21 protein-coding genes and 2 tRNA genes are annotated in these 22,998 nt (G+C 52.1%); 2 read left to right on the forward strand and 21 right to left on the reverse strand.

The window, feature by feature from the left end; all coding sequences use genetic code 11:
- Nucleotides 1-48 precede the first annotated feature (48 nt).
- Nucleotides 49-555: a transcription elongation factor GreA gene (gene greA, locus IMCC13023_RS06170; protein WP_007542406.1), complete on the forward strand. Its 507-nt coding sequence runs from the start codon at nt 49-51 to the stop codon at nt 553-555.
- On the opposite strand, the gene ilvA is transcribed toward greA, so the two are convergent.
- From ilvA to hisS, 10 genes are all read right to left on the reverse strand, one after another.
- Nucleotides 552-1,787, reverse strand: a complete 1,236-nt coding sequence (gene ilvA / locus IMCC13023_RS06175; RefSeq protein WP_007542408.1) for a threonine ammonia-lyase — start codon at nt 1,785-1,787, stop codon at nt 552-554. The two genes, greA and ilvA, sit on opposite strands and share 4 nt — an antisense overlap.
- A 42-nt stretch (nt 1,788-1,829) precedes the next feature.
- Entirely contained in the window at nt 1,830-2,717 is an 888-nt protein-coding gene (locus IMCC13023_RS06180; RefSeq protein WP_007542410.1) for a M48 family metallopeptidase, read from the reverse strand.
- A gap of 9 nt (nt 2,718-2,726) precedes the next feature.
- Nucleotides 2,727-3,296 carry a LemA family protein gene (locus IMCC13023_RS06185; RefSeq protein WP_040325499.1) on the reverse strand — a complete coding sequence of 190 codons (570 nt, stop codon included), beginning with the start codon at nt 3,294-3,296 and terminating at the stop codon, nt 2,727-2,729.
- Between the two features lie 63 nt (nt 3,297-3,359).
- Nucleotides 3,360-3,435: transfer RNA gene (locus tag IMCC13023_RS06190), tRNA-Leu, on the reverse strand.
- Nucleotides 3,436-3,482: 47 nt separating this feature from the next.
- Nucleotides 3,483-4,874, reverse strand: a complete 1,392-nt coding sequence (locus tag IMCC13023_RS06195) for an NAD(P)/FAD-dependent oxidoreductase (RefSeq protein ID WP_007542414.1) — start codon at nt 4,872-4,874, stop codon at nt 3,483-3,485.
- Between the two features lie 14 nt (nt 4,875-4,888).
- Nucleotides 4,889-6,085 carry a S8 family peptidase gene (locus IMCC13023_RS06200; RefSeq protein ID WP_007542416.1) on the reverse strand — a complete coding sequence of 399 codons (1,197 nt, stop codon included), beginning with the start codon at nt 6,083-6,085 and terminating at the stop codon, nt 4,889-4,891.
- Nucleotides 6,076-6,552 carry a DUF501 domain-containing protein gene (locus tag IMCC13023_RS06205; protein WP_007542417.1) on the reverse strand — a complete coding sequence of 159 codons (477 nt, stop codon included), beginning with the start codon at nt 6,550-6,552 and terminating at the stop codon, nt 6,076-6,078. Before IMCC13023_RS06205 ends, IMCC13023_RS06200 begins: the two co-directional genes overlap by 10 nt.
- An 8-nt stretch (nt 6,553-6,560) precedes the next feature.
- Entirely contained in the window at nt 6,561-7,061 is a 501-nt protein-coding gene (locus tag IMCC13023_RS06210) for an FtsB family cell division protein (protein ID WP_007542418.1), read from the reverse strand.
- 50 nt (nt 7,062-7,111) lie between these two features.
- Nucleotides 7,112-8,398 (reverse strand): phosphopyruvate hydratase, encoded by a 1,287-nt coding sequence (eno, locus tag IMCC13023_RS06215; protein WP_007542419.1) that lies wholly within the window; start codon nt 8,396-8,398, stop codon nt 7,112-7,114.
- Between the two features lie 80 nt (nt 8,399-8,478).
- On the reverse strand, nt 8,479-9,681 hold the full coding sequence (hisS, locus tag IMCC13023_RS06220) for a histidine--tRNA ligase (RefSeq protein ID WP_050816774.1): 1,203 nt from the start codon (nt 9,679-9,681) through the stop codon (nt 8,479-8,481).
- 102 nt (nt 9,682-9,783) lie between these two features.
- Here hisS and IMCC13023_RS06225 point away from each other — a divergent pair, with 102 nt between their 5' ends.
- Entirely contained in the window at nt 9,784-10,368 is a 585-nt protein-coding gene (locus tag IMCC13023_RS06225; RefSeq protein WP_100207070.1) for a TetR/AcrR family transcriptional regulator, read from the forward strand.
- Here IMCC13023_RS06225 and IMCC13023_RS06230 read toward each other — a convergent pair.
- The 11 genes from IMCC13023_RS06230 to rsmA form a co-directional block, all read right to left on the reverse strand.
- Nucleotides 10,361-11,059 (reverse strand): nucleoside triphosphate pyrophosphohydrolase, encoded by a 699-nt coding sequence (locus IMCC13023_RS06230; RefSeq protein WP_249859729.1) that lies wholly within the window; start codon nt 11,057-11,059, stop codon nt 10,361-10,363. The genes IMCC13023_RS06225 and IMCC13023_RS06230 overlap by 8 nt on opposite strands.
- A complete protein-coding gene (gene mfd, locus IMCC13023_RS06235) occupies nt 11,034-14,522 on the reverse strand; it encodes a transcription-repair coupling factor (RefSeq protein ID WP_007542424.1) in 3,489 nt (1,162 codons plus the stop codon). Before mfd ends, IMCC13023_RS06230 begins: the two co-directional genes overlap by 26 nt.
- 28 nt (nt 14,523-14,550) lie before the next feature.
- Nucleotides 14,551-15,171 (reverse strand): aminoacyl-tRNA hydrolase, encoded by a 621-nt coding sequence (gene pth / locus IMCC13023_RS06240; RefSeq protein WP_081478871.1) that lies wholly within the window; start codon nt 15,169-15,171, stop codon nt 14,551-14,553.
- Nucleotides 15,089-15,721 (reverse strand): 50S ribosomal protein L25/general stress protein Ctc, encoded by a 633-nt coding sequence (locus tag IMCC13023_RS06245; protein WP_007542426.1) that lies wholly within the window; start codon nt 15,719-15,721, stop codon nt 15,089-15,091. The genes pth and IMCC13023_RS06245 overlap by 83 nt, the downstream gene beginning before the upstream one ends.
- A 97-nt stretch (nt 15,722-15,818) precedes the next feature.
- A complete protein-coding gene (locus tag IMCC13023_RS06250; protein ID WP_007542427.1) occupies nt 15,819-17,024 on the reverse strand; it encodes an APC family permease in 1,206 nt (401 codons plus the stop codon).
- 9 nt (nt 17,025-17,033) lie between these two features.
- Entirely contained in the window at nt 17,034-18,008 is a 975-nt protein-coding gene (locus IMCC13023_RS06255) for a ribose-phosphate diphosphokinase (RefSeq protein WP_007542428.1), read from the reverse strand.
- Between the two features lie 3 nt (nt 18,009-18,011).
- Nucleotides 18,012-19,424, reverse strand: coding sequence for a bifunctional UDP-N-acetylglucosamine diphosphorylase/glucosamine-1-phosphate N-acetyltransferase GlmU (gene glmU / locus IMCC13023_RS06260; RefSeq protein WP_007542429.1), 1,413 nt, complete (start codon nt 19,422-19,424; stop codon nt 18,012-18,014).
- A gap of 24 nt (nt 19,425-19,448) precedes the next feature.
- A tRNA-Gln gene (locus tag IMCC13023_RS06265) sits at nt 19,449-19,520 on the reverse strand.
- Nucleotides 19,521-19,557: 37 nt separating this feature from the next.
- Nucleotides 19,558-21,330, reverse strand: coding sequence for an ABC-F family ATP-binding cassette domain-containing protein (locus IMCC13023_RS06270; protein ID WP_007542430.1), 1,773 nt, complete (start codon nt 21,328-21,330; stop codon nt 19,558-19,560).
- An 11-nt stretch (nt 21,331-21,341) separates the two neighbouring features.
- Nucleotides 21,342-22,220: a 4-(cytidine 5'-diphospho)-2-C-methyl-D-erythritol kinase gene (gene ispE, locus IMCC13023_RS06275; protein WP_007542431.1), complete on the reverse strand. Its 879-nt coding sequence runs from the start codon at nt 22,218-22,220 to the stop codon at nt 21,342-21,344.
- Nucleotides 22,217-22,996, reverse strand: coding sequence for a 16S rRNA (adenine(1518)-N(6)/adenine(1519)-N(6))-dimethyltransferase RsmA (rsmA, locus tag IMCC13023_RS06280; RefSeq protein ID WP_007542432.1), 780 nt, complete (start codon nt 22,994-22,996; stop codon nt 22,217-22,219). Before rsmA ends, ispE begins: the two co-directional genes overlap by 4 nt.
- Nucleotides 22,997-22,998: the final 2 nt, after the last annotated feature.

The following is a 22,998-nucleotide window of genomic DNA, read 5'->3' on the forward strand; positions in this document are numbered from 1 at the left end:
ATTTATGGCTCGCTAGGCGAGCTGTTTTAATACCCGAAAGAGATTTCTATGAGCGACGACCTATTGCTTACCCAGGCGGCCTTTGACAGGCTCATGGCTGAACTCACGCAACTGATGACAGTCGAGCGCGGGCTTATTAGCCGCAAAATCCAAGAGGCCCGCGAGGAGGGCGACCTGAAGGAAAACGGCGGCTACCACGCGGCCAAGGAAGAGCAAGGCAAGCTGGAATCCAGAATCAACCGCCTGCAAAACATGCTCGGCAATGCTCAGATCGGCGAAGCTGACCCGTCAGATGGGGTGGTGAAACAGGGGCTTGTTGTTAGCTGCAAACTAAACGGTTCTCCGATGGAGTTTTACCTAGGTAGCAATGAGGTTTTCGACGGCACTGAATTTCAGGCAAAAATCGACGAGGGGGACCTTGACGTTTACAGCCCAGATTCACCGATTGGCAAAGCGGTAATGGGGCAGAAAGTTGGGAGCTCCGTTAGTTTCAGCGCTCCGAACGGCAAGGAAATTGCAGTTGAAATTTCTGGCCTAAAAAACTTTAACTTTTAGTCTTCAGTCATCCTCGGGCTGAGGCCCGCTGTCTTTAGAGACTCGAAGACTTCGTCTCGATGTGCCTTCCCGCGAGTTTCAATGCTCAGATCTAATTCAACTTCACTTATTTGAAGGCCGTTACCGTGCCTCGTGTGAAGAACCTCTACGACGTTCGCTCCAGCGGCCGCCACGGCCTGCGCGGTCAGCACAAGCTGTCCAGGACGGTCTGGGAGCATCACAGCGATGTTTGTGTAGCGGTCGGATGCGGCAAGCCCGTGACGAATCACCCGTTGTAACAACAATGGGTCGATGTTTCCACCGGAAAGTATTACGGCGGTTGTTCCGGATAGCTTGACCTTATTCGCAAGAATTGCCGCGACTCCAACTGCTCCGCCGGCTTCGACTACAAGCTTTGACTTCTCCATGACAATGACCATTGCCTTAGCCATCTCGTCTTCGGTGACGGTAACTATTTCATCGACATACTGGCTTATGAGATCGAACGGGATTTGACCAGGCTTGGCCACGGCGATTCCGTCTGCAATTGTGGGGGACATTTTTATCGCAACCGGTTTTCCAGCTGCAATGGACGCCGGATATGCTGCTGCTGCCTCAGCCTGTATTGCGATGATATTTATCTTCTTGCCGCGCTTTGCAGCAGCAAGTTTCGCGACCGTTGCAACGCCTGCGGCTAAGCCACCGCCGCCCAAACAAACCAAGATGTTGTCGACATCTGGTAAGTCTTGAAGAATTTCAAGGCCCACGGTGCCTTGCCCTATAACTACATCCCGGTCGTCAAAGGGAGGGATCAACACCGCGCCTGATTTCTCGGTGTAATCCCGAGCAGCCTTCATCGTCTCGTCGACAATCCCTCCGGCAAGTATTACTTCGGCTCCGAAATCTAAGGTTGCCTGATATTTGGGAAGTGATGCGCCTATCGGCATAAAGATAGTTGCATTAATTCCCAGTTCTTTGGCCGCGTACGCCACGCCCTGTGCGTGATTACCAGCCGATGCAGCAACGACTCCACGCGCTCGATGCTCTGGTGAAAGCTTAGAAATTATGTTGTAGGCGCCGCGGAGCTTAAAGGAACCGGTTCGCTGCAGATTTTCGCACTTAAAAAACACCGGGGAGCCGATGTAGTCGCTAAGCCAATCGCTCTGAATTAGCGGAGTTCGCACCGCAACATCGATGATGGTCTGCTGAGCGTCTTCGAACTGCTCTAGCGTGATTGGTTCAACTGCTGCCATTAGGAAACCTCAAAATCTAAGAATGAGTAAAAGTCTAGTGATTTAGAAGCTCCTACCAATTTGCTTGAGTCTTTCGACTCGCTTAGGGATCGGAGGGTGGGTAGAAAATGCCCGCTCCACGAGTCCGGGTTTCAGAGGATCGTTTATGTACATGTGCGCCATCGCAGAGTTTGCCCGCTTCATAGGCTTTCCAAATTCTCCGAGCTTGACTAGAGCGGACGCCAGCCCATCTGGGTAGCGAGTCATCTGCACTCCTGAGGCATCGGCCAGATATTCACGCTGCCTGGAGACAGCAGCCGAAACCAAAGGTCCGATTAGCCAAGCGATTATCATCCCCACAACCCCTGCTAAGACAAGAATCAGTCCGAGTTGACCGCTATTGCGACTGTTTCCCAGTCTGGAATAAAAGGACATCCGTATCGCTATGTCTGCCAGAATCCCGACCGCAGAAATAAGTCCAAATACAATCATGGAGACGCGGATGTCATAGTTCTTCACGTGCGACATCTCATGAGCCATGACTCCTTCAAGTTCGTTGTCATCCATGATCTCCAGCAAGCCGGTTGTAACGCCAACGACCGCGTTTTCAGGATTTCTTCCAGTGGCAAAGGCGTTTGGGGCGGCCTCCTCAATCAGGTAAACCTTGGGCATCGGCATTCCCTGTGAGATGCTCAGATTTTCGACAATGTTCCACAGTCGTGGATTGTCTTTTTTCTCAATTTGCTTGGCCCCACTAACGGCAATCGCTATTCGAGATCCTGCGTAGTACTGAATCAACGCGTAAACAATTGCAAATGCGATGATAAATATCGCACTGGAGCCGTTGCCACTGTAAACACCCCAAAGCCAGGCAACACCACCGAGAAGCACAATGAAACCGGTGATTATGAATACGGTATTTCTTTTATTTCGGGCGATCGCCGAGTACATGCAGGGCGCTTAGAACTTAACGGAAGGCGGCTCTGCAATGGCATCTGGGTCTTCAACCTCGAAGAACTCGCGCTCAGAGAAACCTAGGTTTGAGGCAAAAACATTATTTGGGAACTGCAAGATTTTGGTGTTCAATTCGCGAACTCCGCCGTTGAAAAAGCGTCTGGCCGCCATTACCTTGTCCTCGGTATCGGTAAGCTCCCGCTGCAGCTCCAAAAAGTTAGTGGATGCCACCAGTACTGGATATGCCTCTGAGACCGCAAAAAGGCTCTTCAGGGCCCCCTGAAGAGCCCCCTCAGCCTTTCCAGCTTGCGCTGGGTGCTCGAGTGCCTCAGGGGAGATGGTGGCAGCACGTGCCTTAGTTACATTTTCAAAAACTTCTTTTTCGTGGGAGGCGTAGCCTCTAACGGTTTCAATCAGGTTGGGGATCAAATCTGCCCTGCGCTTGAGCTGAACGGTAATGTCGCTCCAGGCTTCGTCTACCCGAACCTTGAGGGCTACCAGAGCGTTGTAGGTCACCCATAGGTAAAGCCCTAGGAGAACTAATAATCCGATTACGACCCAAATTGCTATATCCACTTTATTCCTTAGCGTCCAGACCCAAAAGACTATGCCCTTTTGCTGGGATGTGTCTGACAAACCTGGTGCCCCGAGTGGGACTCGAACCCACACTGTGACGATTTTAAGTCGTCTGCCTCTGCCATTGGGCTATCGGGGCAAAGGACAAAATACCGAGGAGGTCTCCCAAGTTTTTTGTCCTAGAAATTACTTTCCAGTCTTGGCTGCCCAGGTTTCAAAGAATAATCGTGGGTTACGCATTGCCTCGACACTTGATAGATCGCGTCCTAAGAAAATATTCCAGAACCAGCCGGACACAACGCGGATTTTGCGTTCCCAAGTTGGCATTGCAAGGCCGTGGTAACCACGGTGGGCTATCCATGCGATAAAACCAGTAAGGCCAATTTTTCCGGACTGGAAAACTCCAACTCCGATACCTAGTCCGGCTACCGCACCGAGGTTCTTGTGGTGATACTCGTGGGGTGACTCTCCTCGAATATCTCCGACGATGTTCTTGGCCAAAAGCTTTGCCTGCCGAACTGCATGCTGCGCATTTGGAACGCAGTAGCCTCCAACTCCACCACCGGAGGTATCTGGAACGGCAGCTACGTCTCCTGCTGTCCAAGCACCCTTGATAACTTTTTTGCCATCGACAATTTGCAACTTGGTGTTGGCTGAAATCCGGAATCGGTCATCAAGTGGAAAATCGCAGTTCTTGACAATCGGTGCTGCGGCAACGCCGGCAGTCCAGATAATCAAATCTGACTCCATAGATTCTCCAGTCGACAGAGTAACCAAACCCTTGTCGGCTGATAAAAGCTGAGTGTTTAGGTGCACTTTCGCATTCCGCTTTTCTAGGTTAGCTATCACCCAGAGCGAAGTTTTCAACGAAACCTCAGGCATAATTCGCCCAGCTGCCTCAACCAAGTGAAATTCGATTTCTTCAAAGTCAATCTGAGGGTAATAGCGAACCAATGAGGTCGCTGCGCTGAGAAGCTCAGCGAAAGCTTCCACTCCCGCAAAGCCTCCGCCTACAACCACGGTTGTCAACAATCGTCTTCGTGTCTTGCTGTTTTTGGGCAGCGCAGCAGCGCGTTCAAAGTTACCAACCATGCGGTTACGAATCTCAACGGCCTCTTCGACCGTCTTGATTCCAATTGCCTCTTCGGCAACGCCCTTGATCGGGAAGGTTCTGGTTACAGCTCCGGCCGTCATGATTATTTGGTCATATTCCAAAACTCTGTTTTTCCCACCAGGGACCTTAACCGTTGCCTTTTTTAGCTTGTGGTTCACCTTGGTCATACTTCCGGATATAAGTGTGGTCTTCCTCAAATGTTGACGGTGAGAAACGATAACGTGGCGAGGTTCAATTGAGCCAGCCGCAACCTCGGGCAAGAACGGCTGGTAGGTCATGTAGGGAAGCGGATCAACGAGCGTTATTTCAGCTTCGTTTTTGCCTAAGATTTTCTCGAGCTTCCAAGCAGTGTAGAAGCCGGCATAGCCGCCACCAATGATGAGTATCTGCTGCTTCGGCTTTGGATCAAATATTTTTTCAGCCACAGCTTTAGGGGTCTTTGAGTTCAGTTTCGCAATAGTCATGATGTTTGCGCTGGTTACTTTCGTATTTTTCTACCCTGGCCCTCATTGCGCCTTTTGCGCAGTGCCAACCAGAGCAACGGTGCCGCGGGCGTTATCACTAAGTAGAGTAGCGGGTTTAAGTACCACGGCGCTTGGGAAGCTTGGGATTGAGAAGACTTTTGCGCGTCTGGCGCACCCAAAAAACTTTCGGGCGCTACAGGGGTAACAAGATTTGAACCTTCGGGCTCCGCTGTTTCGGATGCTCGATAAAGATCTACCCAGTAACTGAGTGAACCGAGTGGGTTTGTCGTTGCCGTCAATGCCGATGCGATGGCAGAAGTCGGATCAACCATGCCAAACCCATAAACCTCGTCGAACCCAGGTTCCCCCAAATCTCGGGTGGTATTTATCAGTCGAAACACTATGTCGTTCGCGCTGGCTTTAGGGTCTTGAGCTCTCATAAGCGCAACAACGCCACTAACTATCGGAGTCGCAGCCGAAGATCCAGACCAACCTGCTATTTGATTCCCCGGATAACTCCCAAAAAGTCCAGCTCCAGGGGCACTTAAGGTCACATCGAGACCGGTTGTTCCTGATAGCAAAGTGGCCTCAAGATCCTTGTTCAGTCCAGTTACTGAGATCACTCCCGGAATAGTTGCTGGAGCAGCGGGCCAGTAGTTGCCTTCAGAGTCATTGCCGCTTGCGGCAATCACTACGACGTCATTTTCAAAGGCGTGTAAAAACGCGTTGTCCCAACTGATTGGCCAAGTGCTGGAGTTACGACTAAGCGACAGGTTTATTACGTCTGCACCGGCGTCAACCGACCAAATAATTGCAGCCGCTATTTGAGCATCAGTGTCGCTCGACTCAACGCCTAGGCCGACCGAAACCGATAGCAACTTTGCACCCGGTGCAACACCGATGATTCCTCCGCTTTCAAGTCCCTGTCCGGCAATCAATGAAGCGACCATCGTGCCGTGATAACCACTTGAGCCAACCGGTGTTGTTCCTTCCGGTGTTCCTACCCTGGAAAAGTCCGCTCCCCCAATAACCGTGGATGCCAAATCAAGGTGAGTGACATCGATGCCGGTATCAATGACCGCTACCACCACTCCTTCACCTCCACGAGGCTGGCCCACCTTCTGCCCTAGCTCCACAAGCCACCAGTGGTCAGAGGGCGCGAGGGTTGCAGCAAGAATTGCGATTGTCGCTAGGCCGGAAGCTAACTGCACTTGCAAACCTCAGGTGACCACTCAAGGGCTTCGAGGGCAGCGTCTCCCATTGGGTTCACGCCCGGGCCCTTGGCTAACGAGTGCGCAACCAAAGCGTGTAGGCACTTAACTCGCTCTGGCATGCCGCCAGCTGAAAAATTAGCGAGCTCTTCGACTACTTCCAGCTGATCACGCTCGGCCAGATATGAATTGTGCGCCACAAGATAGGCAGCTTGCAGCTCCGGGCTACCGGCCATCTCCAATTGCAATTCGGCCATGAACCCCGATGCTTCAAGGGTCGAAATTGCGGCAGTAGCTGCCGGTTGCGTCAGGTAGTAAAGGGTTGGAAAAGGTGTGCCGTCATCTAGTCTGGGCGAGGTTTTGACGACAAGCGGGCGCTGGCAAACGCAGCGACTAGCGATCTCTACTATTCCCCTTGCAGGCCTGCCTAGCTGCCTGGAAACCTCATCAACATCTTTTGCAAGCACCAAACTACTTACTCCTCGACCGGAGTTTCCATTGCCGAACGAAGTAAAGTCTCCATCAGTGAATCCACCCAGTTAGCCTTCGCCGCTGAAACCTCAAGACTTATTTCATCGGCATTCCGCTGCTGAGCAAGCATGGCTCCGAGAGTGTTGGAAGTGTCAGAAAAATCCAGACCCTCCGAGTCCATAACCAGGTATGACACTTCCCCTGGAAGCACGTAGTAGAGCCTGTCTCTAGCTTGAGAGCGAATATAAACCGGGTCTTGCCAGCGGTCTCGTTCTGCTTGCATGTCCACCACGGCGTCCTTAGCAAGCTGGATGCTTTGCTCCATCTCCACTATTTCTCGGCGCTGGTTTAGATAACTCTGCACATCTGGGGAAATCAAGTAGGTGCCAAGAATAATTACGAGAATCACGCTCACCGAGACGCTGTTCAGCCTCAGCATTCGCTGAAGAATTCTCCCCTGGCTCAATGCCACCGGGACCTTTGACTCGCGTGAATTTGTCGGCATAACTATTTGATATTACGAGCTATAGCTCCAGAAGCCACTTTGCCCCGAGGCTAGTCGCGGTATCTAGGAAAAGCTGAGCGTCCGGCATATTTGGCCGACTCGGCTAGTTCTTCTTCGATTCGGAGGAGCTGGTTGTACTTAGCAACCCGCTCAGACCTTGCCGGCGCACCAGTCTTGATCTGACCTGCGTTGGTTGCGACTGCAAGATCCGCGATGTAAGTGTCCTCGGTCTCCCCGGACCGGTGAGAAATAATTGCGTTCATTCCGTGAGTCTGAGCTAGCCAAACAGCATCCATCGTCTCGGTGAGAGTTCCAATCTGGTTGACCTTCACCAAGATAGCGTTGCCCGCAGCCATATCAATTCCCTTTTGCAAGCGCACTGGGTTCGTGACATACAAATCGTCTCCCACCAGCTGAACTTTTTCACCCAGCTCCTTGGTGATGCTCGCCCAGCCAGCCCAATCATCCTCGGCAAGCGGGTCTTCGATTGAAACCAAAGGGTAGTTCTCCAGAAGCTCTGCGTAGTAAGCAACCATTTCACCGGCTGTCTTCTTAGCTCCCTCGAAGTTGTAGCTGGAGGTTGCTTCATCGTAAAACTCTGTGGATGCCACATCAAGAGCAAGTGCGATCTCTGTGCCGAGCTTGTAGCCGGCCAACTTAATCGCTTCCGAAATTAGATCCAAAGCCGCCCTATTGGTCGGAAGATCAGGAGCAAAACCGCCCTCATCGCCCAAACCGGTTGCCAAACCTTTCTCGGTCAGCAACTTCTTGAGGGTGTGATAAACCTCAGCGCCCCATCGCAATGCTTCCGAAAACGACTCAGCGCCGAGAGGCACGATCATGAATTCCTGGATGTCAACACCGTTATCAGCGTGCGCACCACCGTTGATTATGTTCATCAGCGGAACCGGCAAGACGTGGGCGTTTGAGCCTCCCAAGTAACGGTATAGCGGCATGTCAACCGACTCGGCTGCAGCTCTTGAAGTCGCTAGCGAGACGCCCAAAATAGCGTTAGCGCCCAGCTTGGCCTTGTTTGAGGTGCCATCAATTCGCATCAACTCCAAATCAACTGCGCGCTGATCGGTGGCGTCGAAATCTAAAAGTGCCTCATCGAGAGTCTCAACAACCGCCCTGACGGCATTCTGGACACCCTTGCCCAGGTAGCGATCCTTATCGCCGTCACGAGATTCGTGAGCCTCGAAGGCTCCGGTAGATGCTCCAGAGGGGACGGCAGCCCTGCCGAATGAATTGTCCGAAAGAAGTACTTCAACCTCAACCGTTGGGTTGCCTCGAGAGTCCAGGATTTCGCGGGCACCGATCGCAGTGATGATTGACAAGATGTCTCCTTAGCTATGTACGAATAGAAAAATGTTCAAGTTACGAAAACGGCACTGGTTTCAAAAAAGAGTTTAGTCAGTTAGTCAATCATCCGAATATCAAGGTCACTCGCGCTCGAGGTGCCAGAGTCAAGTTGAGCAAACTTTTCAAAGCCCTGCTTAGTCAGCGACGCCATTTGAACCTTGAAGTTTTTTTGTCGAAGCTCGATACGGCATCTAAAGCCTTGAGCGATGAGTTCGCTCTGAATGCTCAATGCCTGCCCCGTTAGAGCCTCAGAATCGATCATCAATACCAGGCTAGAAGCTTGCTCTTTTGGCAAACTCGCAAGCTCAATAATGCGCTCAATCCCGAGAGAAATTCCAACCGCGGGAGCGCCGGTGCCGGACCATTTTCCGACCATGGAGTCATACCTACCGCCTCCGCCAATCGACGATGATGCAAGCGGGTGCTCTATTTCAAAAATTGCTCCGGTGTAGTAACCCATTCCCCGCACCAGGCTTGCGTCGTAGCGGATCTTTGAGGATAACTGCCCCATGGCATCTACCAAAGGCTGCAGGATTTCTGGGAACCTGCTCTGATCTAGGTTGGACAGCCACTCAAAACTCGCGTCAGCAACCGACTGCCCGAATTTTTCGCCCAACTCAGCGGTCACGCCTTCAATACCTAATTTGTCCAATTTATCTATCGTGACCATGGCGGACAGCTGCTCGGACTCAGGGACACCTATCTTTGAAATGCTCTGAATTAGAACCTCTCGGTGATTGATCCTTATGACCGCATCAGCCAGCCCCAAATCCGCAAGCGCTGACAGGGAAGCCGATAGAAGTTCAGCTTCTGCCAAAATACTCCCATCGCCAACAATATCGATGTCGCACTGCAGGAACTGTCTGTATCGACCCTTTTGGGGTCTTTCTGCACGCCAGACCGGTCCAATTTGTATTGCCTTAAACACTCTTGGTAAAACGGCCTGGTTTGTTGCAAAATATCGGGTCAACGGGACTGTGAGGTCAAACCGCAAGCCCAAATCAGCTAGGGCGGAGCCCGATTTGATCGCGGCATCCAGCTCATCTCCGCGCTTTAGGACCTGGAATACGAGCTTTTCATTATCGCCGCCTTGGCCCGAAGTGAGCCTCGATAGGTCCTCGAGGGCAGGCGTCTCAACCTCTTGAAAGCCTCGTGCCAAGTACCCCTGACGGACGCTTGCTATAAGCCGTTCCCGTAAGACCTTGTCTTCGGGGAGGATGTCGCGCATTCCACGCGGAGGATTCACTTGATTAGCCACGTTCAAAGTCTGGCACAGACTGGTAATTATCTACTTCCCTAAACCGCGGCTATCTTGAAAATCTATCTGTGTCCCCAGCATTGTCTTGATAATCTTGGGGCCATGCCAGAACAAGCCAAAAAACTAGGACGAGGCCGTCCGGTGACCACAGACCCCAAAGCAGTAGGGCTTACAGCCCTTAGGTTGTTCAGCGAACACGGCATGGACCAGGTCACAATGGACCAGGTTGCAGAAGCCGCAGGAATCTCCCGTTCAAACCTTTTCAGGGTTTTCCCATCTAAAGCCGCAGTGGTTTGGGGTGGTATGCACCTATTTAGGGCTGAGCTAGAGAAAAACTTATTGAGCGACTCATCGTCTAGCGTGGTGCAGCTCCTGCACGGCTCGTGGGTTGAGACCATGCACATGGCCGACAACTCACCTGAAACCGTTCGACTCAGGCTCAAGCTGATTGGCTCATCCCCCGAGGTTTACGGCTGGGGACAAGGACAACTGGAAATGGCAAGGCAGGTTTTGGAGGATGCGGTTTCCCGCTTAGGTGGAGAGAAGCTTCGGGCAAAGGCCGTTTCAGCCGCGATGCTATCGGCATCAATGGCGATACTAATCTGGTGGGCTGAGACTGACGACCCGAGAACCCCATCCGAAGTTCTCGATGCCGGATTTAGCGACTTCGAAGCGCTTTTTAGCTAGTCGGAAGCCCAACAACACCTGCGTCAAAGTCTCCTTGTAATTCCGATGCTCGAATTTCGGCTTGCAGCTCGCGATTAGCTTCCCGAAGTGCTCGCTCGGGGTCTAGTCCCACTGATCTGGCGCTTGCAACTATTGCAAGCAAGAGCTTGCCAAGCTGCTCCTCTGTTTCCATTGGAATTGTCGGTACTTCACTTGTTTCTAAAATTCCGGCCTTTTCCGCCTTGCCCATCACTTTGCTGGCGAGAGCCAAGGCGGGCATGGCCGGGGGAACACCGTCCAAAATGCTGGTTCGACCTGGCTTCTCAAGCTTTTTGTGAGATTCCCAGTTTTTGACCACATCCTCGCCAGTCTCGGCGAGGAACTTTTCCTTGTCCTCAGCTGTGCCAAACACGTGGGGGTGACGCGAGATCATTTTATTTTCCATTTTTTGAGCGACGTCTTCTAGGTCAAATGGCTCCCCGAGGCTCCCTTGACTTGCAAGGTCGGCATGGAATAAGACTTGGTAGAGCACGTCCCCTAATTCTTCAAGGACCTCATCTCTATTGCCAGACTCGATCGCTTCGATGAGTTCGTGGGTTTCCTCCAGCAGGTATTGCACAAGCGAACCGTGTGTTTGCTCGGCATCCCAAGGGCAACCACCCGGTGCCCGTAGTTGGTGGGCAGTCTTAATTAGGCTCTGTAGCTTTTCCAAGGGACTCCTCAAACACAATCGCGAATAATTGCCACAACCAGTCAATCACTTCTGAGCTGCTAATTGGTTCTATGCCTTGAGAAATCGGCATTGGAACACTCAGGAGCTTAGAGCTTTGGAGATAACGAAGCTGAGGCAACTTGTGACTCAGTGCCACCATCTTGGCATCGGACAGTTCCACCGGAGAAAGCTTTGCCTGGACGCCGAGCAGGTTCACGTCTTTCAAGCCCAGCCGGTTTGCCTGCTGCCTAAGCTCAGTCACCTGCAATAGCTGGATAACAGGCTCCGGCGCCTTGCCAAATCGATCTTCGAGCTCGGCAAGAATCGCATCAAGATCCTTGCGGCTGCTTTTACTGGAGCTTGCCGCCGAGAGCTTGTGATAGGCCTCTAGTCTCAGGCGCTCGCTGTCCAGGTACTCTGGCGGAATGCGCGCGTCAACTGGAATCTCAAGCTTTAGTTCGGCAGGAGAGCTAACTGGCTCACCTCGAAACTCACTTACGGCTTCTGAAATCATTCGAAGATAAAGATCGAATCCGACTCCTGCGATGTGGCCGGACTGCTCTCCGCCGAGCATGTTCCCCGCCCCACGAATCTCTAGATCTTTCATGGCAATCTGCATGCCGCTGCCGAGCTCATTATTAGTTGCGATCGTCGCGAGTCGATCGTGCGCAGTTTCACTCAGGGTTTTAGAAGGGTCGTAGAAAAAATAGGCGTAGGCGCGCTCCTTGGAGCGACCAACCCGACCTCTAATTTGATGCAGCTGGCTCAAGCCAAAATTCTCTGCTCGATCCACAATCAAGGTGTTGGCATTTGGGATGTCGATGCCAGTTTCGATAATTGTTGTCGAAACCAATACGTCGTATTTGCCCTCCCAGAAATCAATAACGACTTGCTCGAGAGCGGCTTCAGGCATTTTGCCGTGAGCCATTGCGACCCTGGCCTCTGGGACTAGTTTGCGGATGTCCGCGGCGACCTTTTCAATGGTTGCGACGCGATTGTGGACGAAGAAAACCTGACCCTCACGGATCATCTCTCTTCTGATTGCGGCCGCCACTTGTTGCTCGGAATATCCACCAACGAAGGTGAGGATGGGGTGTCTCTCCTCGGGAGCGGTGGCCAACGTGGACATCTCTCGGATTCCCGTTACGGCCATCTCAAGGGTTCTTGGAATGGGAGTTGCGCTCATTGCCAGGACATCCACATTGTGCTTGAGCTCCTTGAGCTTTTCCTTGTGCTCGACTCCGAAGCGTTGTTCCTCATCGATGATTATTAGCCCTAGGTTTCGGAACTCGACCCCGCTAGACAAGAGCCGGTGAGTTCCGATAATTAGGTCTGCTGCGCCTGAAGCCGTCTCGGCAAGAGTGGCCTTTATCTCCTTAGCACTTTGGAACCTAGAAAGAGCGCGGATATTTACCGGGAACCCGCCATAGCGCTCATTGAAAGTTTGCATGTGTTGACGTACCAGCAGCGTGGTTGGCACAAGCATTGCTACTTGCTTGCCGTCTTGAATTGCCTTGAAGGCGGCCCGAATGGCGACCTCAGTTTTGCCGTAACCGACATCACCGGCCAAAAGACGATCCATTGGGATATCTTTCTCCATGTCCCTTTTGACTTCGTCGATCGTTGTGAGCTGGTCGGGGGTTTCCTGAAAAGGGAACGCCTCTTCTAGTTCCCGTTGCCACTCGGTATCTGGACCAAACGCATAGCCCTTAGATTTCATACGCGCCGAATAGAGCTTCACCAGATCTATGGCTATCTTTCGAACGGCCTTTCTGGCATTACCCTTGGCTCTTGCCCAATCGGTGCCTCCCATCTTCGATAACACCGGGGCTTCGCCGCCAGCATATCGAGATAGAAAATCCAACTGGTCAGTCGGCACGAACAAAGTGTCTTGCGGATAGCCACGTTTTGGAGACGCGTATTCAATAACTAGGTATTCCCTGACCTGAGAGCGATTATCGCGCTGCACTAGCTCCTTGAATCTACCAATGCCGTGTATTTCATGAACTACGTAATCACCCTGCTTTAGAGTCAGCGGGTCAACCTGAGGACCGCGACGCTTAGCAAGCTTGCGTGAATTAGGAGACTGGTAACTCGATGCGACACCGAAAAACTCTGTCTCAGTAATGACAATGAGGTCCTGATCGGCAACGAAGAATCCGTGAGGCAAATCTGCCACAACGACCATGACCGAACCGCTGGTCGGTTCTCTTACGATTTCGCTCAGCGACACTGGAATAGACAGGGCTGAAAGAACTTCCACTATCCGCTCGGCCGTGCCATGCCCCTTGGCGGTGATCACAAGTTTTTGCAACTGAGATAACTGGTCAATAATCCAATCGGTAGCCGCGCCTCCGGCTTGAAAAGTTGGGATTTCCCGAAGACCTAGATCAACAAAGTGGTCTTGCGGCAGCGAGCTAATTTCAACCAGTCGGTTAGTTTCACGAATGGAATCTAACAACACTGTTAGCTCAAGAAAGCCACCCGTCGATAAGTCGATCGGGGCACTACCGCCGGCAATTGCCGTGTCCCAAGCAGCGTGCAAAAACTCCTCGTTGGTGTCAGCCAAGGCTTTGGCTCGCGAGCTAATCAACTCCGGGTCTAGCAATACGAATGTCGCAGTCGGCAAGTATTGCGTAAGTGGTCCGAGCTTTTTTGCCAGCACTGGAGCTAGGGACTCCATGCCGGCAGCTGGAATACCCTCCGAGATTTTCGCGAGCATCTCGCTAAGTCCTGGGAATTCCGACGCCATCTCCCTGGCCTTAGAGGCAACCGCCGGAGTAATCAGCATCTCTCTGGCCGGATACAGCTCGATAGTTGACAAAGAAGTTGCTATTGACCGCTGGTCAGCCACCTGGAACTCACGAATGTCTTCCAGCTCGTCCCCAAAAAATTCAAGGCGAACGGCGTGCTCGGCAGTGGTTGGAAAAACATCTAGGATTCCACCCCTGATTGCAAACTCTCCTCGCCTGGTGACCATGTCCACGCGCTCATAGGCAATCTCGATTAGCTTCAGTGCTAATTCTGGAAGCAGGTAGTCCTTGCCTCTTGTCATTTCAAATGGTGGGTGGTCTTCCAAACCACCGATCACCGGCTGCAGGGCAGCCCTGATAGAAACCATGACCACAACTTTGTGCTTGGGGTTAGCGCTCGACAACTGATTCATTCGGTGAAGAGCTTGGAGCCTCTTTCCGACGGTCTCTGCAGAAGGAGACAGCCGTTCGTGAGGCAAAGTCTCCCAGGATGGAAAGTCAATAACTTCAATTTGATCAACCAACTGAGCAAGAGCACCGGCTATTTCTTGAGACTGCCCTGAGCTTGAAGTAATGATTGCGATCGGCTTGCTCGAAGACTTCACCAAGGCGGCCAACGCCAGGAAATTGGATTTAGATGGAGAGTAAAAATGGTTGGTCTTTGACTTGGAAATCTGGGCCAGAGAGCGCGACAAAGCCGCGGCTTGCATTAAAGGGCCCAGGGTCACGCGCTCAAGTCTATTTGGAATCTGGTTGCAGAATCTCGAAAACCCGATCTGCTGCCAACTCAAGCAGCACGGGAAGCTCTTTTTTCTGGGTGGTTGAGAAATCCTGCAGTACGAAACTGGCTACCGGCATCGATCCCGGTGGGCGACCAATTCCAAAACGAACCCTGTGATATCCAGAACCGCATTTGGCGCTGATGTCTCTCAAGCCGTTGTGGCCAGCATGGCCACCGTCAAACTTCTTGCGAATGTCACCAAAGTCAATATCCAGCTCGTCGTGAATGACAATTATTTTGTCGGTTGGGACCGAATAAAATTTTGCAACTGCAGCAACTGGGCCACCGGAAAGGTTCATAAATCCGGTGCTTTTTACAAGCAACAAGCTATCGCCACTGGTGGTTTTAGCTTGCGCGACTGAAGCTACCGACTTGTGAGTCTTGAAGACAGCCCCAAACCTGGATGCCATGACATCGAGAGTATGCTGACCGACGTTATGACGGTTGGATTTATAGTCGGACCCGGGGTTACCGAGTCCGACTATCAACCAAGTATTACTCTGCTGCTGAGTCGTCGGCTGCGGCTGCGACCTCAGTGGCCTCGCCTTCAGCTGTAGCTTCTGTATTAGATTCTTCATCAGCCACTCCAGCTCTGGTCTCAACTACGGATGCCACTAACTCAGTGTTTTCAAGCTCCATAATCACGCCATCCGGCACAATTAGGTTGCTCACCAAGTAGTGGTGACCCGCGAGGTTGTCCTTGGAAATGTGCAGCTCGATGAAAGAAGGAATGTGAGTTGCCTCAGCCTCAACCTTGACAGTCTTGTGCTCGAAATCTAGGACAGTTCCGCTCATTGGCTCGCCAATAATGTGAACTGGAATCTCAACGTGAACCTTCTCGCCTTTTTTGACCTCTACTAGGTCGACGTGCTCAATCACTTGAGTGAAGGGATCTTTGGATGCGCTCTTTACCAAGACCAGCTCCGACTTGCCAGCAATAGTCAGCTCCAGTAGGGCGTTCTTAATACGCAATGCAAGAGCTACCTCGTGGGCAGGTAGATGAATGTGGCGGGTGTCATGGCCGTGACCATAAATAACAGCTGGGGTGCGGCCGGCAGCACGAAGCTTGCGCGCTGCGCCTTTACCGAATGATTCGCGGGACTCCGCAACTAGTTTTACTTCAGACATCGTTTCCTCTTCAAATTACAGGCGAGGAAAGGGACCCCGTCGATTACGGGTACTTTGTTGTACCCCTCGCCGCTGAACTTCCCAAAGCTTAGCCGAGTTAGCGCAGCTTTACCAAGCCCCACCTTAGAAGCAGCAGCAGCGCCAAAACTGCCACTCCCATTATTAGCCCCTGCGATGGCACGCTAAGAGCCAGAAGCAAGCAGCTAGCAAGCCCGATAAGGTTCAGCCACTTCGGTCTTCCGCTTTCAGACTTTGGTTGTCTATAAGCCGCCAAATTAGCTATTGCGTAATAGCTAAGCACGGCGAAAGAGGACAGCCCGATGGTTAGAACAACACTTCCGAAAAGCACCAAAATGCCAACAAGCAAAGCGATGACAACTTCGGCCACGATCGGAACTCCATTTTTTAGGCGGATGCGGAAAACCCGCGATAATTCACCATCATCGGCCATTACCGCCGCTGTTCTAGTCATGCCTGCCAGCAGGGCAAGCAATGAACCGAGTCCAGCCAATGCGGCAAAGATGGCAACAGAACTAGAGTTCACATTTGGCAGACTGACAGCGGCCATATCCGCTATTGGAGTTAGTGACCCCTCCAAATCACTGCCGAGCTTCCTCGGTAACAAGAATCCGAGAGCGAGATAGACAACCCCAACTATTCCAAGCGACCAAGCTATGGCCCTAGGGACCGATTTAGAGGAGTTTGTGACTTCGTTGGCCAAAGTCGCAACCCTCGCATATCCAGCGAAGGCAAAAAACACTAGTGCCGCTGCGCTCGGAATATTTGAGATTGAACCCGGTGCTAGAGCCGGACTCGCAGCGGGCGCAAATGACGCAGCTGTTATCAACACAGCGAAAAATAACAAGGTAATGCCGGCTAGCACTTTTGATCCAAGAGCGGTGCGGTTGATCCCAGCAATGTTTACAAGCGTCATGATCAACACGGCTCCGAGAGCGAAGGGAATAAGGTTTTCAGCTGACACATATTCGGCAACCACGAGTGCGATGGCTGCGCTGGACGCAATCTTGCCGACTAGGAAGCTAGCGCCCGCAAGAAAGCCCCAGGTTGGGTTCAGGTAGTGGCGGGCGTAGGAATAAGCCCCCCCGCTCTTTGGGACTCTTGAAGCGAGCTGCGAGATTGACCCTGCGTTGAGGTAGGCGACAAAACCCGCCAACAAGATAGCCAAGGGCATCAGGCTTCCGGTTAAGTCGGCAACAGGACCAAAAACAACGAAGACACCGGCGCCGAGCATGGAAGCGACCCCAATGCTGACCGCATCAAAAGTTGTTAGGCGAGATGTCACATCCTAATTTTAGGAGTGACCGGGAAACAATGAGTTAACGGAGTCATCATAGAAAACTGCCGCTATTGCCTTGGCAATCAGTGGAGCAATTGACAACACAGTTAGAGTCTTGAATTCCTTGTCTGGTGTCACAGGAAGAGTGTTGGTGACAACCACTGAGTCAATTACTTCATCGCTGAGGCGTTCGACGGCCGGAGTAGAGAAGACTGCGTGAGTGGCAGCGACTATAACCCGCGCCGCACCCTTTGCTTTCAGGGCCTTGGCAGCCGCAAGAATGGTGCCGCCGGTATCGATCATGTCGTCGACCAAAAGACAATCGCGACCCTCAACATCTCCAACAATTTCGTTGACCTCGACTTGATTTGGCTTATCTGGGTCACGACGCTTGTGGACAATCGCAAGCGGGGTTCCGAGGCGATCTGCCCAGATGTCAGCTACTCTCACGCGACCAGAGTCCGGTGAGACTATGGTCAGGTTATCGGTGCCAAAAGTTTCGGCGATGTGGTCTGCAAGTAACGGAAGCGCCCAGAGGTGATCCACAGGGCCATCGAAAAACCCTTGAATCTGAGGTGCATGCAAATCCACCGACATGAGGCGATCGGCGCCAGCGGTCGCATAAAGATCGGTAACTAGTCTTGCGGAAATGGGCTCACGACCCTTGTGCTTCTTGTCCTGGCGAGCGTATGGGAAAAAGGGTGCGACTACGGTTATGCGCTTAGCTGACGCACGCTTCATCGCATCAACCATCAGCAACTGCTCCATGAGCCAGTGGTTTATCGGTGCAGGGTGGGCTTGAATTATGAAAGCATCAACGCCCCGAACGCTTCGTTCGTAACGAACGAAGGTTTCACCGTTAGCAAAGTCATAGGCAGTCACGGGAACTAGTTCTGTTTCTAGAATGTCGGCAACCTCTTGAGCCAGAGCCTGATGGGCTCTTCCCGATGCAATTACTAATTGCTTTCTGGCGGCTTTTTCGATTGCCATTTTTTACTCCGTATCTAGATTTATTGCTTCTGCTGATTTTGACCCCGGTCGATTGGCCAACACCCAACCGGAAAGATTTTTTTGCGCCACTGGGTTCAATGCTAACGCTCCAGACTCGACGTTCCGACGAATAGTCGAACCTGCTGCCGTGTATGCGCCGTCTCCAATAGTTACGGGTGCAACAAAGGTGTTCCCGCTGCCGGTTTTGGCAAAAGAACCGATTGTTGTGCGGTGCTTTGTGACTCCGTCGTAGTTGGCGAAAATAGTTCCGGCACCAATGTTTGTTCCCTCGCCTATTGAGGCATCACCCACGTAACTCAGGTGAGGGACCTTGGCCCCCGGTCCAATGACCGAATTCTTGACCTCGACGAATGCACCGATTTTTCCGTCGGCTCCTAGAACAGTTCCCGGTCGGATAAATGCAAATGGCCCGACGGTTGCGTTGTCCAAAATCTCAGCCGAAGAAACCTGCGATCTGGAAATAGTCACGCCGTGGCCAATCATGCTGTCAGTGATTGTCGTGTCAGGTCCGATAGTCGCCGAAGTTCCCACTTGAGTAAGCCCATGCAATCGCGTGCTGGGTAACAACGTGGAGTCTTTGGCAAGTTGACAGGTCACGTCTATCCAGGTTGTGGCGGGCTCAATGACCGTTACTCCGGCAAGCTGCCAGGCCTTGACAATTCTCGAGTTCAGCTCAGCGGCGACCTGAGACAGCTGCTGACGATCGTTGATGCCGGCAACCAACCAATGGTCATTTATCGGGTGTGCCGAGGCAGATTGACCTTGCTCGAGCATGATGGAAACCACGTCGGTCAAATATTTTTCAGCCTGAGAATTTTTTGTGGTCACACTCGAAAGGGCTTTATCCAAATGTTCGCGATCAAAAACATAAACGCCAGCGTTTACCTCGTTCAACAGCAAGTCCGAATCGCTGGCATCTTTTTGCTCGACAATTCCTGTCAGGTTTTCTTTCGACCGCAGAACTCGGCCGTAGCCGTTCGGGTTATCCAAAATCGTACTTATCAGCGTTGCGGCGTTTGATGAAACACGGTGCATTTCAACCAGTTCGGAAATGCTCGTTACATCCAGCAGCGGCACATCGCCGGACAAAACCAATACCTCACCCTTGAAGTCTTCAGGAAGAGCGGCAAGCCCCGCCTCAACCGCGGCACCGGTTCCTGGGGTAGGACCTTGTTCGGTAACGATGGTCGAAGGAAAATGCTCAGTGACATAACCTGCCACAAGGTCTTTTTGATGACCTAGAACAGTCACGACATACTCAGCCGATAAGGCAAAGGCGGTTGAGAGCACATGTCCGATCAAAGGTAACCCGGCGATTGGATGTAGAACCTTGGGCAAGTTGGAGTGCATCCTGGTGCCCTCACCAGCCGCGAGCACAATAACTGCTAACTGCACTTAGGTCCTCCTCAACTCCGATAGCTCCGCCCCTAGGATTCGAACCTAGACCGGACGCCTCCAAAGAGCGCCGTGCTGCCGTTACACTAGGGCGGAATGAGACCTAAGTCTCGGGCATAAGTCTGCCAGAAGTTCAGCTCAGTTGCAGTTTTTGAGCCACATCCAACCAAAGCTCTTCAGATTTCGCAATTTTCATCTCGAGTTCTTTTTGCCGAGACCCAAGGCCCACTAGACCCTCGTAATCGGCTGGATCATGGTTGCCAAGGGTTTTATTTAGCTCATCAAGCTCAAGGTGAGACTTGGCAATCGCACGCTCTAGACGCGCTAGTTCTTTTTCTAGATTTCGCTTTTCAGCACCAGTAACTTGCGGGATTGCAGAAGTCCCGCCCGTTGATTTGGCCTCTGTTCCTGAAGTTTTTCTGAGCTCCAAATATTGCTCCACACCTCGGGTTAGATGCCGAAGCTTGCCGTCTCCGAGCATCGCATACTGATTGTCGGTTGTGCGCTCGAGCAAATACCTGTCGTGGCTAACCACAATCAGGGTGCCCGGCCAGCTATCCAGAACATCTTCCATGGCCGCGAGCATGTCTGTATCTAAATCGTTTGTTGGCTCGTCCAAGATCAAGACATTTGGCTCGCTGAAAAGCAGTCTTAGCAATTGCAGCCTTCTTCGCTGTCCACCCGAAAGGTCTTTGATAGGAGTTTGCAGCTGCTGTTGGTCAAAGCCCAATTGCTCCAGGAGTTGCCCGGTGCCAACCTCTTTTTTGCCGACCATAAATGTGGTCTTTTCGCGGCGAATCAGGTCAAAGATGCGCTCTTCCGAGTGCTTATTTAGCTCGTGAACATCCTGCGATAGTTTTGCAAATTTCACAGTCTTACCAATTTTTATGCGGCCGGCTTCAGGCTTTAGCTCGCCTGTAATCAGCCTCATAAGAGTCGTTTTACCGGCGCCGTTTGCCCCGACCAGGCCAATTCGATCGCCTGGCCCAAGCCGAAGCGTGAAGTCACTGACGATAACCAGGCCATCCGGGGTGCTGTAGTTCACGTCCTCCATGTCAAGTACGTCCTTGCCAAGGCGAGTGGTTGCAAGTTTTGCTAACTCAACGCTATTTCTCGGAGGGGGCTCGTTGCCAATAAGCGCGAGAGCCGCATCAATTCTGAACTTCGGTTTGGCAGTTCTGGCAGGGGCGCCACGGCCAAGCCAAGCAAGTTCTTTGCGAAGCAGGTTTTGCCTTCTGGACTCAATCGCATCGGCCTGTCTGGATCGTTCGGCTCGCTGCTGGACATAGGCCGCGTAGCCGCCTTCGAATGGCTCAATACGGCCTCCGTAGACCTCCCATGTCAAGTTGCATACCGCGTCCAAAAACCAACGGTCGTGAGTGATGACAGCTAAGCCGCCGACGTTTTTCGGCCAGCGGGTCTGAAGATGATTTGCAAGCCAAGCCACTCCATCAACATCGAGGTGGTTTGTTGGCTCGTCGAGAAAAACAACGTCGTATTCACCGGCCAATAGAGCAGCTAGCGCGACCCTTCGGCGCTGGCCGCCAGACAGAGTGCCGACCTTTTGGTGCCAGTCAAGATCTGCAACCAGACCTGACAATACGTCCCTGATCTTTGGGTCTGATGCCCATTCAAACTCTGGACGGTCCCCCACAACAGCCTCGGCAATGGAAATCTCGTCGTCGATGACATCCACCTGGGTTAAAAAGCCAATCCGCAAACCGCCCCGCCAGGTTACTCGCCCAGAATCGGGAGCAAACTGCTTGGTGAGAATTTTCACGAGTGTCGATTTACCGTCGCCGTTGCGCCCAACAATGCCAATTCGATCGCCATCGTTTATGCCGACCGTTACACCGGAAAAGACTTCCTTGGTTGGAAACTCATGGGTAATTACTTCGGCGCCCATTAGGTGTGCCATTAGTTCACAAGCTCCGCACTGCCGTTAGATGTTTTACAGACCATCGCACTAAATCCACTGGCAATAAATGCCCGATGCCAAGAAGCAACCTCTTGGGAGTCCTTAGACAGCATAAACAATGTTGGACCGGAACCAGACACGAAAGCTTTTTTACCCGGAATCATTTGGGCCATGCCAAACAAATCCGGTCGAAGAGAATAGGCCGCCACTTCAAGAGAGTTATCGCCGAGAATTTTTCCTAGGCCTGACTCATATTGGGATGCGACTTGATCTGGTGTCTTAGTTAGATTTCCCTCCGGACAAAGTCGATCGAACTCCTTGAAAACATCGGCGGTCGACAGCCCTGGCGTGCTGAAAATTAGCAGCACAAACTGCAAACCCAAAGGTGGAAGAGGACGCAACTCAATGCCGGTATCTAGACCGAGCGCAGTTCCCCCGAGAAGTGCGAATGGAACATCCGCCCCAATTTTTGCAGCGACCTTAGTGAGCTCTGCAGAACTTAGATCAAGACCCCATGCCCGGTTTAGCGCTACCAGGCTGGCGGCCGCATCCGCCGACCCCCCTGCCATTCCGGCAGCTGGAGGCACGTGTTTTTCAATGACAAACCGCATCGGCCGGGGCTTTTCAATTCCCACGTGCTTTGCCAGCTCAAGCGCAGCCCTAATAACGAGGTTTGAGTTATCTACCGGGATGCGCTCAGCCTCAGCAAGGGCAGCACCAATTAGCTCCACCTCCCAGTCGTCAGCACTTTCGACGCTGACTTTTTCAAAAACATCAAGTGCCTGATAAATGCTAATTACGTTGTGGTACCCATCCGGACGAACTGGGCCCGAAAGAAAAGCCAGATTAATTTTGGCCGGTGCTACCGCGCTGATCATTTGGCCTCCGCGATAGAAATGAACTGATCTATAAGCAACTGCTCGCCCCTGAACTTAGGGTCTATGCCGGCTCTAATAAGTATCTCTTCGGCGGCTGTTGGAGATCCCGCCCAGTTGGACAGAGACTGCCTCAGGGTTTTTCTTCGTTGGCCAAAAGCAGCATCAATGACCGCAAAGACGGCTTTTCTATCTGCCGTTCTAGTCACAGTGTGCTCGAAATACACCAGGGCTGAATCGACATTAGGCGCTGGCCAAAAGACATTTCTACCGATGTTCCCGGCCAGCCTGGCCGGCCCGTACCAAGACATCTTGAGGCTTGGGGACCCGTAATCCTTCGTGCCAGGAGTAGCTGCTAACCGATGAGCAACCTCGGCCTGAACCATCACTAAACCTTTTTCTAGGCTCGGGAACGTGGCTAGAAAGTGCAGCAGCACCGGAACGGAAATGTTGTAGGGCAAATTCGCTACTAATGCCGTTGGAGCTTTCGGTAGTTCTTTAGTCTGCAAAGCATCTGCAAGCACTAGCTCCACGGTTTTTCCAGGTGCATGCTGGGCAATTGTCAGGGGAAGTTGCTTGGCAAGCTTCGGGTCAATCTCGACCGCTATGACGCTTTCGACCTTTTCCAATAGCCCCAAGGTGAGCGAGCCTAAACCAGGTCCAATTTCCACCACGATGTCGCTAGGAACCAGACCGGCTGCTGAAACTATCCGGTTGATAGTGTTTGGATCAATTACAAAGTTCTGTCCAAGTTTTTTTGTTGGCTTGATATCCAGCATCC

The sequence above is a fragment of the Candidatus Aquiluna sp. IMCC13023 genome (assembly GCF_000257665.1).
Lineage (GTDB): Bacteria > Actinomycetota > Actinomycetes > Actinomycetales > Microbacteriaceae > Aquiluna.